The 12,854-nt window shown below is 68.4% G+C and carries 2 protein-coding genes; both read right to left on the minus strand.

Going from position 1 to position 12,854, the window contains the following annotated elements; genetic code table 11:
• Nucleotides 1-3: 3 nt before the first annotated feature.
• Nucleotides 4-5,013, minus strand: coding sequence for a non-ribosomal peptide synthetase (locus tag EJI00_RS07830; protein WP_126746902.1), 5,010 nt, complete (start codon nucleotides 5,011-5,013; stop codon nucleotides 4-6).
• Nucleotides 5,010-12,446: a polyketide synthase gene (locus EJI00_RS07835; RefSeq protein WP_126746903.1), complete on the minus strand. Its 7,437-nt coding sequence runs from the start codon at nucleotides 12,444-12,446 to the stop codon at nucleotides 5,010-5,012. Before EJI00_RS07835 ends, EJI00_RS07830 begins: the two co-directional genes overlap by 4 nt.
• Nucleotides 12,447-12,854: the final 408 nt, after the last annotated feature.

Genomic DNA, 12,854 nt, shown 5'->3' on the forward strand with positions numbered 1-12,854 from the left:
TCGTTACTCCTTGCGCAGCCAGCCGCCGAAGGTGCGGCTCAGCAGGCCTTCTCCGCGCGCACCGGCCTTGAGGTTGCCCATGGCAAGCGGCGCGAGTTCTGACAGGTCGGCGCTGTCATGCGCTTCGCGGGCGGAGGCGGCGATCTGGCCGAGGTTCTCGAACAGGTAGCGGCGCGACTGCACGCGGTAGCCCAGCGTCTGCTCGGTCTGCTGCAGCGCCCGCAGCACGAGCAGCGAATCCCCGCCGAGGTCGAAGAAGTTGTCGGTCGGGCGGATGTCGTTGACGTCGATGCCGATCACCGAGGCCCAGATCTGCGCGAGGCGGGCGTGCTCCGGGTTCAGGAGCGTTTCGTCCGCCTTCGGGGCCGCAGCCGTGCCGTTGACCGGTGCCGTGGCCGTGGCCTTGAGCGGATCTACCGCGGCGAGCCTGCGCAGGTAGACGGCGCTGGGCGAACCTTCTTCGGTGGAGAGTTCGGCCAGCGTGGCTTCGGGATGCTCGGCGGCCCGTTGCAGCAACTCCAGGTAGCGGTCGCGCAGGTGCGCCCCGGTTTCGCGCAGGTAGATGTCGGCGTTGTAGTTCAGCGCGCCCTCCAGCCCGTGCGGCTTGTCCATCAGCCACATGCCGATGTCGTCGGTGGCGCCGTGCTGCATCAGGTGCAGCTGGCGGGTTTGCAGGCTGCCCAGGCGCCGTGCGCGGTCGCGCGCATCCTGGAACGAGAACATCGTCTGGTAAGGGCCGACCGCGCGGATGCGGGCGCCCAGGGCGGGCTCCGCCATGAGCCGCTCGAACGGCACCTGCTGGTAGTTCATGATCGACAGCAGCTCGCGCTTCACGTAGCGCATGAACTCGGCGAGCGTCTGGTCCAGGCCGACCTGGAGCGACACCGGCAGCACGTTGTTGAAGAAGCCCATCACGTCTTCGGTTTCGGGCTGCTGGCGCCCGCGCACCGGGTTGGCGATGACGATCGACTCCGAGCCGATGACCCGGCTCATGGTGAGCGCATAGATGCCGAAGGTCAGCATGCTCAGCGTCACGTCCATGTCGCGGGCAACCTTGCGCAGCTGCTGCGTGGTCGAAAGGTCGACACGGATCCACTGCGCGCCGCCCTGGCCGCTCTTGCCCGAGCGCCGCGGCATGTCGGTGTTGGGCAGGCGCGGCATCGGCGCGTCGGCGAAGCGCTTCAGCCAGAAGTCCAGCTGCTCCTGGAAGCCGGGCTCGTTCATCCAGTTGGCCTGCCATTCGGCATAGTCGCCGTGCGTGGTGGCAAGCGCGGGCAGGCCGTGCGGGCGACCGCGTTCCGCCGCGTCGTAGATGGCGGAGAGTTCGCGCTGGAGCAGGTCGAAGGACCAGCCGTCCCAGATCAGGTGGTGGGGCACGAACACGAACACATGCTCATGCGCATCGAGCTGGAACACCGCCGCATGCATCATGGGCGCACGGTGAATGTCGATCGGCCGGTCGGCAAGCTCCTGCATGCGATCGGCCAGCTCGGCTTCGCGCTGGTCGGCCGGCAGGTTGCGCAGGTCGATGAAAGGCAGCTCGAAGTCCACCGCTTCCGACATCGCCTGCACCGGCTGCCCGGTGTGCGGGTCGGTCGCCATGCGGGTGCGCAGGGCGGGCTGGCGGCGAATGATTTCCCTGAACGCGGCCTCGAAGCGCTGCATATCGAAGTTGCCGGTCAGGCGCTGGGCGGCGGGTGCGTTGTAGACCGAGCGGCCGGGGTGCAGGTCCTCCATGAACCGGATGCGTTCCTGCGACGGCGTCAGGGGCGCCGTCTTGCGATTGATGCGGCAGGGCAGCGGCGCCTGGGCACGGGAGCCCGCGCTTTGCAGGCCCTCGACAACCGCGGCCAGCTTTTCGGCCGTGGGCGCTTCGAACAGCGAGCGCAGCGGCAGCGTGATCTTGAATTCGCGGCTCAGCAGCGTTGTCAGGCGCGAGGCCAGCAGCGAATGGCCGCCCATGGCGAAGAAGTCGTCCCGCATGTCGAGGCCGGGCAGGCTCAGCACCTTTTCCATGGTCTCGAGCACCTTGCGTTCGCAATCGGAGCGGGGGGCCGCGCCGCGCCGCGCCTCGTCGCGCGAGACGGCCTGCGGCGGGGGCAGCGAAACCCGGTCGACCTTGCCGTTGGGCAGCGTGGGCAGCGTCTTCAGCGCCACCACGTGCTGCGGCAGCATGAAGGCGGGCAGGTGCTCGCGCAGGTGGGCCATCAGCACGTCCTGGTCGAAATCGACACCGGGCGTGAGCGCAAGGTAGGCCACCAGGCGCACGTCGCCGGGGCTGTCTTCGCGTGCCACGACCACGCAGCGCGAAACGCCGGCCACCTCGCGGCAGCGCGCCTCGATCTCGCCCGGCTCGATGCGGTAGCCGCGCACCTTGAGCTGGAAGTCGAGCCGGCCCAGGTGCTGGATCAGCCCGTCGTTGCGCCAGCGGCCGCGGTCGCCGGTGCGGTACAGCCGCTTGGCCGTACCGAAGACGCGGGCGGTGACGAAGCGCTCCGCCGTGAGCTCGGGCCGGTCGATGTAGCCTTGCGAGAGGCCGTCGCCGGCAATGCAGATTTCTCCGGGCACGCCGATGGGGCAGGGCTGCAGGTCGGCGTCGAGAATCCATATCTCGGTGTTGTCCACCGGGTGGCCGATGGACACGCCGCGCGACGCAACGGCCTTGGGGTCGACCAGCCATGCGGTCGAATACACGGTGGTCTCGGTCGGGCCATAGCCGTTCCAGAGCTCCGAAAGGCGCTCGCACAGCGCCAGCGCAAAGCTCGGGCGCAGCGGCTCGCCGCCGATCCAGCCACGAAAGCCCGGTGCGCCCGGCCATTGGGCGTCGAGCAGCAGCTGCCACATGCCGGGCGTGGCCTGCAGGAAGTTGATCTGCTCTTCTTGCAGCAGCTTGCTCAGGCGCACGCCGTCCATGGCCAGCTCGCGCTGCACCATCACGATCTCGGCGCCCACGGCCAGCGGCAGCAGCAGGTCGGGCACCGCCATGTCGAACGACAGCGTGGTCACCGCGGCAATGCGGTCGCTTGCGTTCATGCCGGACTTCCTCAGCATCCACTGCAGCAGGTTGGCCACGGACGCATGCCGCGCGGACACGCCCTTGGGCAGGCCCGTGGAGCCGGAGGTGTAGATCACATAGGCGGGATCGTCCGGGCCGGCGTCGTCTTCGCTCGCGGGCAGGGGATCGCCGGAGGCCTGCTGCCAGGCGCTGTCGCGGTCGATCTCGAACACGTGTTCGGCCGCGCCGTCGCGCCAGCTGCGCGGCGCCGCGGCAATGTCAGAAGAGGTCAGCAGCAGGCTGAGGCCGGCATCCTTGGCGTAGTGGTCGAGCCGCGCCTGCGGAAACGCGGGGTCGAGCGGCACATAGGCGGCGCCCGCCTTCAGCACAGCGACCATTGCAAGCACCATCTCGAGGCTGCGCTCCAGGCACAGGCCCACATGCTGGCCGCGGCGCACGCCGCGCTCGCGCAATGCACGCGCAAGCCGGTTGGACTGCGCATCGAGTTCGGCATAGGTGAAGACTCGCGCGCCGTCGCGCACTGCGGGGCGATCAGGCTGCAGCGGCACGCGCGCCAGGAAGCGTGCGAGCGCATGCGGCGCGCCTTCCAACGCGGTGGGCGGCGGCTGCAGGGCAATCAGCTCTTGGGCACCTTCCGGCGAGAGCACCTCGAGCCGGCCGACGGTTTCGCCCGGGTTGCGCGCGGCCGAGCGGAGCACGCACTCGAACATGTCGAGCCAGCGCTGGACGCTGGCTTCGTCGAACAGGTCGGCGTTGTATTGCGCCTCGATCTGCAGGCCGCCGTCGAGCGGGCGCAGGTTCAGGAAGAGCTCGAAGTTCTCGTACTGGCGCGGGATGGTGTCCTGCGTGACATCAAGGCCGGTGAAGGCCTGCGTGCTGCTGGCCACGTCGGGGTCGACGTTGAAGACCACGCTCACCAGCGGCAGGCGGCTCGGGTCGCGCTGCAGCGCAAGCTTGCCCAGCAGCGCGCCGTAGGTGAGCGCCTGGTGGTCGAAAGCGTCGAGCACGGCCGTGCTGCATTCGCCCAGCAACGCGTCGAAGCGCATCTGGCCGTGCGCGGCAAGGCGCAGCGGCAGCAGGTTGACGCAGTGGCCCACCAGGTCGGGCATGTCGCGCGCGATCTGGCCCGACGCCGGAATTCCGACCACGATGTCGTCCTGCCCGGTGAGGCGGTGCAGCGTGGCGACGAAGCCGGTGAGCAGGCCCGCGAACAGGCTGGCGCCGGTCTTCGCGCTCATCGAACGCAGCGCGGTCACCAGGCGGCGGTCGAGCAACCGCTCGGTGCGGCGCGAGCTGAAGGTGCGCGTGGCGGGGCGCAGGTGGTCAAGCGGCAGCTCGATCACGGGCAGGGTTCCGCCGGGAAAGCGCTCCAGCCAGTAGTCCACATGCACCTGCATGTCGGGATGCGCGGCTTCAGCGGCTTCTTCCGCCGCAAAGCTTGCATAGGTTGGCGCGGGCTTGAGCCGCAGGCCGTCGCCGGTTTGCTCGGCATACAGATGACCGAGCTGCTCGGTAATGACCACCCACGACCAGCCGTCGCAGACCACGTGGTGCGCCGACATGACGAGTTCATGCTCGGCATCGCCAAGCCGGTACAGCACGGCGCGGAACAGCGGACCTTGCTCCAGCGAGAAAGGCGTGCACACCGCGGTGTCGTGGGCCGTCTTCAGCGCCTGTGCCCGGGCTTCGGGCGAGAGGCCGCTCAGGTCCTTTTGCTCCATCGGGTCTTCGGGCGGCTGGCCGACCAGCATGCAGGTGCCGTCAGGCGAAACCGTGGCCCGCAGCGACTGGTGGCGCGCGACGAGGCGTGCCACGGCACGCGCCATGGCATCGCGGTCGAGCGGCCCGCGAAAGCGCAGCAGCACTGATTCGTTGTACGAGAGCGAGGCTTCGGTGCTCATCGTTGCGCCGAGCCAGACTTCGCGCTGCGATTCAGTCGTGGGGATGACGCATTCGATAAGGCCCGCGGCGGCGGGGGGGCGAAGAACGGCGTTCATGCTGTGGCCTTTCCATTGATCAGATGGGTGGGGGAAGAGGTGGTGTCCGGCACGTACCAGAAGGGCTGGCCGTCGATGTCGCGGGCGAGAACCGAGCCGTCGTCTTCCTCGGCCTTGCGGTAGTCGAAGCCGGTGATGACCGTTGCGCGGCGCGGCAGGAATCCGGATTCCTGCATCTCGGCAACGGACTCCTTGAATGCGCGCTGGATCGTCGCGATGTCCTCGGCGCTGTGCGCGCTCGTGAGAAAGCACGGGAAGTTGTCCAGGATGTGCACGCCGCGGCTGCGCATCATTGCGAACAGCAGGTCTTGCAGCGGATGGTCTTCGAGCCAGCTCACGCGCCAGAGCGAAGCGAAGTGCCTGATGGCGATGGGCGCGCCCACCTCGGCGCACCAGGCGGTGAGCTCCTCGGCCATGGTGCCGGTGCTGGTGCTGAGCCCGATCTGCAGCGCGGGGCCGGCTTCCTTCAGATAGGTGAGCGATGCCTTGGCCGCGGCCAGCGCGAGCGGGTGCCGCACGAAGGTGCCGGCAAAGTAGGTCACGCCCACGCCGGGAATCGAGTCGTCGCCGTATTGCCAGGCGCCGCCGTCGAGCGCATCCATGAACTCGCGCTTGCCGGCAATCACGCCGACCGGGAAGCCGCCGCCGATCACCTTGCCGTAGGTGGCAAGGTCGGCGCGTATGCCGAACAGTTCCTGCGCGCCGCCCAGGCCGACGCGAAAGCCCGTGATGACCTCGTCGAAGATCAGGCAACTGCCGCTCTGCGCGGTAATGGCACGCACCTCTTCAAGGAACTCGCGAGGCTGGAAGTCGGGGCGGCGGCTTTGCACCGGCTCCGCCAGCACGGCGGCAAGGTCGTCGGCATTCTCGCGGATGAAGGCCAGCGCCTCGGGCGTGCCGTAGTCCAGCACGCGGATGTCGCCGAACATGCCGCTCATCACGCCGGGCGCGGCCGACAGGCCCTTGCCGCCCTTGCCGGCGCGAACCAGCACTTCGTCGAAGGTGCCGTGGTAGGAGCCCGTGAACACCACCACGGTGCTGCGCCCGGTGACCGTGCGTGCGATGCGCAGCGCCGCCATGACCGCTTCGGAGCCGGTGTTGCAAAGCGCCGCGCGGTCGCTGCCCGTGAGCTCGCAGATGAGCGCCGTGACTTCGGCGGCCAGCGGATGCTGCGGGCCGATCTCGTAGCCCTCGTCGAGCTGCCGGCGCACGGCTTCCTGCACGAAGTCGGGCTGCCAGCCGAACATGTTCATGCCGAAGCCGTTGAGCGCATCGACGTATTCGTTGCCGTCCAGGTCCCAGAGCTTCGACCCCTTGGAGCGCTCGATGACGATCTGGTAGGTGATCTCCTTGGTGATCGGGCGGAAGCCGTTGACCACGCGCGGGTCGGCCATGTGGGGGCGGTTGGCTTCGGTGAACTGCTTGCTCTTTTGCGTGCGTGCCACGTAGCGGCGCATGAAGGCCGCGAGCCGCGCTTTCTGCCGGCCGCTCGGCTCGGCGGTGCGCTGCGTGTGGATGCGTGCAATGGCGCCGAAAGCCTTTGTCACGTCGTAGCGCACCGGCTCCTTGGCTGCGGCGGGCTCGTCGGCATTGGGCAGCGCGGGCGAGGCCGGCATTGCCTGTGCCGCTGTTGCCTGCATGGCGGGCTGGGCCGCCTGTTGCACCGTCTGGGTAGCTGCTTCCTGGGACAGGTTCGCCCCGGCGCCCGACAGCAGCGCGAGCTGCTGACGCATCAATTCCATTTGCTGCGTAACCAGTTGTACAAGCGGTGTGGCGCCGATTCCGCTGGCTGGCAGCGGCGTGAAAACGGGCGACGGATGCACCGTGGCCGGCACGGTGATCGCCGTTGCCGCAGGCGCGAAAACGGCTGTGGACACCGCAGCGGCTACCGGAGCGATTGCCGGAGCAGCAGCCACTGCAGCTGCGGGTTCGGGCGGCAGGCTTTCCCGCAGGAATGCGCCGAGCGCATCGAGGCTGCGGTAGTTCTCCATGAGCTGGCGAAAGCTCAGGTTTACCTTGAAGCGTTTCTTGATCTGCGTGGCGACCTGCGTCAGCGTGAGCGAGTCCAGCCCGAGTTCGCTGAAGGCGGCGTTGCCTTCCGCCTGGGCCATGTCGATGCCGGAGATGTCCTCGAACAAGGACCGCAACCGCGCATCGAGCGAGGCGTCCGACGAAGCGGATGTGGAAGAAACAGGTAGCGGGGGCGCTGCAGCAACTGTCACGGTCGTCTCCAAAACGGGGGGTGGTACGAAAAGGGCGGGCATGGGCGGCGCGGCTTCCGGCGAAATTGCCGGCTTTGCCGCGGGGGCCGCGATGTCGACCCAGAAACGCTTGCGCTCGAACGGATAGGTGGGCAGGCGAACCCGCTGCGCGCCGGTGCGCACCGCGAGCCGCGACAACTCGACATCGGCGCCGCATGTCCAAAGGCGCGCCAGCGCCAGGCGCAGGGTGCGGGCCTCGTCGGCCGGCTCGCCCTGCAGCAGCGGCATCACTTCGCCGGCGCCGTGCTGGCGCACCAGCGTGGCAAGTGCATTGCGGGGGCCGACCTCGACGAAGAGCGGCCGCGCCGTCTGCGCCATGGCGCTGCGCACGGCCGGCGAGAAGTGCACCGTGCCGCGCAGGTGGCGAGCCCAATAGGCGGCGCTGGTGGCCTCGGCGTCTTCGAGCAGACGGCCGGTGAGCGTCGAATAGATCGGAATCGTCGGCGGATGCAGCGCCACTTCACTGACCAGCGCTTCGAAGGGCGCCACTGCGCCGTCCATCATTGCGCTGTGGAATGCGTGCGATGTCTGCAGCGGGCGGCTCGGAATGTCTTCTTCCTGCAGCGAAGCCTGCAGCGCCGCAATGGCTTCGAAGGGGCCGGCAGCCACGCAAGCGGTCGGGCCGTTGTCCGCGGCAAGAGATAGCGAATCGCCGAGCCTGGCCGTGAGCTGTTCGGCACCCAGGCGCACCGACAGCATTGCCCCCGCGGGCTGGGCCTGCATGAGCGCGCCGCGGCGCGCGACGAGCCGTGCGGCATCTTCGAGCCGCATCACGCCCGCGAGCACCGCGGCCACGAACTCACCCACGCTGTGGCCGATCAGCGCATGCGGCCGCGCACCCAGAGAGAGCAGCCTGCGTGCCAGCGCGTACTCCAGCGCAAACATGGCGGGTTGCGTCACGGCGGTGGGCGCGAGCGCATCGGCTTCGCCTTCGAACATGCGCTCGCGCAGGTCGAAATCCAGCGCGCTGCCGAAGGCCTTCACGCAAGCATCGAAGGCGGCGGCGAAGACGGGGTCGTTCGCATGCAGGTTCTTGCCCATGCCGGCGTACTGCGCGCCCTGGCCGGGGAACATCAGCACCAGTTGGGGCGCGCGCGAATCGATGTGGCCGCTGACGCGCCATGTGCTGTCGCTGCCGCGCAGCGCGGCAATAGCTTCGGCCGCGTCGCTGGCCACCACGGCGCGGCGGAAGGCGTGAGCCTTGCGGCCGACGCCCAGCGTGTAGGCGACATCGGCCAGCGGCAGCCCGGGCGTTGCATGGAGGTGCGCCGCCAGCTGCTCCGCGGCCACTGCGAGTGCGGCCTCCGAGCGGGCTGAAAGCGGCAGCACCTGCGGACCGACTGCGATTGGCGAAACGGGGCGCGGGGGCGCCTCTTCGACGATGACATGCGCGTTGGTGCCGCCCACGCCGAAGGAGCTGACCCCTGCGCGGCGCGGCTCGGCGGCGCGCGGCCACGGCTGAAGGCTGGGCGAGACGTAGAAGGGCGTGCGCGAAAAGTCGATGGACGGGTTCGGCGCGGTGAAGTGCGCCGTCGGCGGAATCACTTCGTGGTGCAGCGAAAGCGCTGCCTTGATGAGCCCGGCGGCGCCTGCTGCTGTGACCATGTGGCCCACGTTGCTCTTGAGGGAGCCGAGCGCGCAGAAGCCCAGCGCATCGGTGTGTTCGCCATAAGCACAGGTCAGTGCCTCGACTTCGATCGGGTCGCCCATCGGCGTGGCCGTGCCGTGCGCCTCCACGTAGGAGATGCTGCGCGCCTCCACATGGGCCGCCGCCAGCGCGGCGCGGATCACGGCGGCCTGGCCGTCCACGCTGGGCGCGGTAAAGCTTGCCTTGGCACCGCCGTCGTTGTTGACAGCGGCGCTGCGCAGCACCGCGTAGATGGTGTCGCCGTCGGCCTGCGCGTCCGCCAGGCGCTTCAGCAAAACCACCGCGGCGCCGTCGCTGAACACGGTGCCCTGGGCCTGCGCATCGAAGCTGCGCGTGCGGCCGTCGGGAGAGAGCATCGAGCCCTCCTGGTAGAGGTAGCCGCTGCGCGTGGGGCAGGTAACGGACGCGCCGCCCGCCAGCGCCATGTAGCACTGGCCCGTGCGCAGCGCATGAAAGGCATGGGCCACTGCCACCAGCGATGTCGAGCAGGCGGTGTGCACGCTCACCGCGGGGCCTGTGAGGTTGAGCCGGTTGGCTACCCGCGTCGTGATGTAGTCCTTCTCGTTGGCCAGCATCACCTGGAACTCGCCCACCGCCTCGATGAGGTCGGGCCGCGTGCTGACGTGGCGCTGGAAGTAGCTGGCGTTGTACATGCCGGCATACACGCCGACGGGGCCGGGGGCGGCGTCGGGCACATAGCCGGCGCGCTCCAGGCACTCCCAGCAGATCTCGAGGAACACGCGCTGCTGCGGGTCCATCAGTGCCGCTTCCTTCGGGCCGATGCCGAAGAAGGCGGCGTCGAAGTTCTCGATGCCTTCGATCACGCCGCGGGCGCGCACATAGGCCGGGTCCGTGCGCAAGGCTTCGGAAACGCCGGCGTCGAGCGTCTCGTCGTCGAAGAAGCTGATAGTGTCGCGGCCGGCAACCAGGTTTTCCCAGAACTGCTCGACATCCGCAGCGCCCGGAAAGCGGCCCGCGGTGGCGATCAGCGCCACGGCGTCTTGCAAGTCGGACGTGTTGGCCGACGCCTGGGGTGCGCGTGACCGATCAATCGCAGGCGCCGCATCACCGGCGGGAGCCAGCTGGGCCGCCATTGCGGCCGGCGTCGGATAGCGGAAGAAGAGATTGGTCGAAAGCGGCTTTGCGCTGTCCCGCTGCAGATCGGCCAGCACCTGGAGCACGCGCATCGAATCGCCGCCGAGGTCGAAGAAGTTGTCGTTGCGGCCGACCTTGGCGATGCGCAGCGCGCGCGCAAAGGCTTCGCACACGCGCTGCTCGGTGGCGCTGCGCGGTTCTTCGAACGGCTGCGCGAGGTCGGGCCGCTCGCCGGCCGGTTCGGGCAGCGCCTTGCGGTCGAGCTTGCCGTTGGAGGTGACCGGCAACTGATCGAGCCAGACCTGCGCGGAGGGCACCAAGGCCGCGGGCAGGCGGGCCGCAAGGTGCGCGCGCAGCGCCTCCCACGAGAGCTTTTCTTGCGAACGCGCGACGAGGTAGGCGACAAGGCTCAGCTGCCCGTCGGCATCGGGCCGCGCGACCACGGCGCAGCTCTTCACCGCCGGATGGGCGAGGATGGCCGCTTCCACCTCGCCGGTCTCGATGCGGTGGCCGTGAATCTTGACTTGTCCGTCGCGCCGGCCGATGAACTCGATGGTGCCGTCGGGCAGCCAGCGCGCGAGGTCGCCCGTGCGGTAGAGGCGCTCGCCCGGTGCGCCGAAGGGGTCGGGCACGAAGCGTTCTTCCGTCAGCGCGGGTTGCCCCAGGTAGCCGCGCGCCAGTCCGTGTCCGCCGATGCAGAGCTCGCCCACCAAGCCCGTGGGAAGCAGGGCCATCGTGGGGCTCAGCACGCGCAGCACCGTGTCGTTGATGGGCCGCCCGAGCGGCACCGAGCGCAGGTCGGCGGGCAGCGCCGCGGGAATGCGGTAGGTGGCCGCGAAAGTCGTGCACTCGGTCGGCCCGTAGCCGTTGCTCAGCGCGAGCTGCGGAAGCGCGGCCAATGCGCGCCGCACATGCGGTACCGAAAGGGCTTCGCCGCCGGTGAGCAGGTGCCGCAGGCCCGAGAGATGGGCCGGGTCGTCGTCGATCACCGCGTTGAACAGCGCCGCCGTGAGCCAGGCGGTGTGCACGTTGTGGCGTGCAATGGTGCGGGCGAGGCCGGCGCCCGTGGGCACGCGCTCGTCGTGAATGACGCAGCAGCCGCCGTTGAGCAGCGGGCCCCAGACTTCGAGCGTGGACGCATCGAAGCCGAGCGGCGCGGCATGCAGCATCGCGCGGCCGGGAGCCAGTTCGACATAGCCCGCATCGACCACGAGGCGAAGGATTGCGCGGTGGCAGATCTCGATGCCCTTGGGCGTGCCGGTCGAGCCCGAGGTGTACATCACGTACGCCACCGATTCGCCGTCGATGGCGGGGGCTTTCCACGAAGCAGGCGCACTGCCTTCAGCGCCGTCAGGCACTTCTGCCGGCTCGTCGAGCACCAGCACGGCCATCGATTCGGGCGCGAGATGGCGATGCACGGGCGCGGCGATGGTCAGCCGCGCGTTTGCTTCGGCCAGCATGTAGGCAATCCGCTCGGCCGGAAAGTCCGTCGGCACCGGCACATAGGCCGCACCTGCCTTGAGAACGCCCAACTGGGTCACCACGGCCGCCATCGAGCGGTCGAGCAGCAGCCCGACGGCATCGCCTGCGTGCACGCCCAGGTGCTGGAGGTGCCGGGCAAGCCGTTCGGAGCGGCGTTCGAGCTCGCTGTAGCTCATTTGCGCATCGCCTTCCGCAAGGGCCGGCGCATCGGGCGTGGCGGCGGCCTGGCGGCTGAACATTTGCGCCACATTGAGTTGGCGGTTCAGCGGGGCGGGCGGCGTGTTCCACGCAACGAGCTGTTGCTCGCGATCAGCCGCGGGCAGGGTGCGGATGTCGCCCAGCGGTGCGTCGGGGCGGCAGAGCAGGTCGGCGGCCGTGTCGGCGATTGCGGCCAGCAATTGCTCGATGGATGCGGCGTCCAGAAGACCTGCTGCGGCGTCGGCGTGAAGGCGCGGCGCGTCGGATGCGGCGTTCAGCCAGAGGTGAAGGGGTGCCTGGAGTGCGGGGGCGACGGTCTCGGCGCGGAGCCAGAGAAAGCTGGGCGAGGACTCGGGCGTGTCTGTGCCGAATGCTTCAGCGGCCTGGCGCCGCTTCTGGTCGAGCGTGGCCAGCCATGCGCTTGCCGGCTGTGCGGGATCGAACGCCATGGCAAGCGCGGCGTGCCTTGCGGCTGCTTGCGAGGGGCGTGCCGACGCTTCGTGCAGAACCGCTTGCTGGGCGCCGAGCCAGCGCGCCTGCAACAGGAGCCAGGCTGCTGCAAATGGGGTGTCCGGCAATTGACCGGCGGCTGCAGCCCATTGGCTCCAATGCCGCATATTTTCCGGTGCGAGTGCGATTGAACTGACAATTCGTTCTGTCGTTGCAGAGCTAGGCAGCGAAACGAACAGGTCGCCCAGGGAAGGCGGGGGGACTTCGAATTGCACCGAAAAAACGGAATGAAGTTTCATGAAAAGGCTCGAATGGGTAATATCTGCTAATAGGTTGAATACTGAAAAACTGCATTAAGTAGAAATAAAATGAGGTAGTACGTTTGGTCATATTTCGGAGGCAATCCTAGGGTGTTTGGTGAAGACGGTGGGGGCAAATGTTGGCCAAGTTACATTGTGGAATCAGTTGTTACATGAACGTACTGCCTGATATCGCCCAAACAGGGTAGCTAATCACTGAATTCGAGTAGGTAGCTCGCTCGCGAGCGTGCGCTCGGGTTCCCGGTCTACGTGAAATCAGTGCCCGTGAGCTGTTCACGAGGGAACCAATGTAAAAATTCCGAGGCACTGGCGCATGAGCGGTGTGCCCCCTTTCAGGGGAGACAATCGCCCCGTTTCCCTCGGATGGATCCATGACAAAGCGCCTGT

It is taken from the genome of Variovorax sp. DXTD-1 (assembly GCF_003984625.1).
GTDB lineage: Bacteria > Pseudomonadota > Gammaproteobacteria > Burkholderiales > Burkholderiaceae_C > Variovorax.

Bases quoted from the DNA above. Each gene is read 5' to 3' on its own strand.
- EJI00_RS07835 (WP_126746903.1), bottom strand. From the start codon at position 12,446: ATGAAACTTCATTCCGTTTTTTCGGTGCAATTCGAAGTCCCCCCGCCT.
- EJI00_RS07830 (WP_126746902.1), bottom strand. From the start codon at position 5,013: ATGAACGCCGTTCTTCGCCCCCCCGCCGCCGCGGGCCTTATCGAATGC.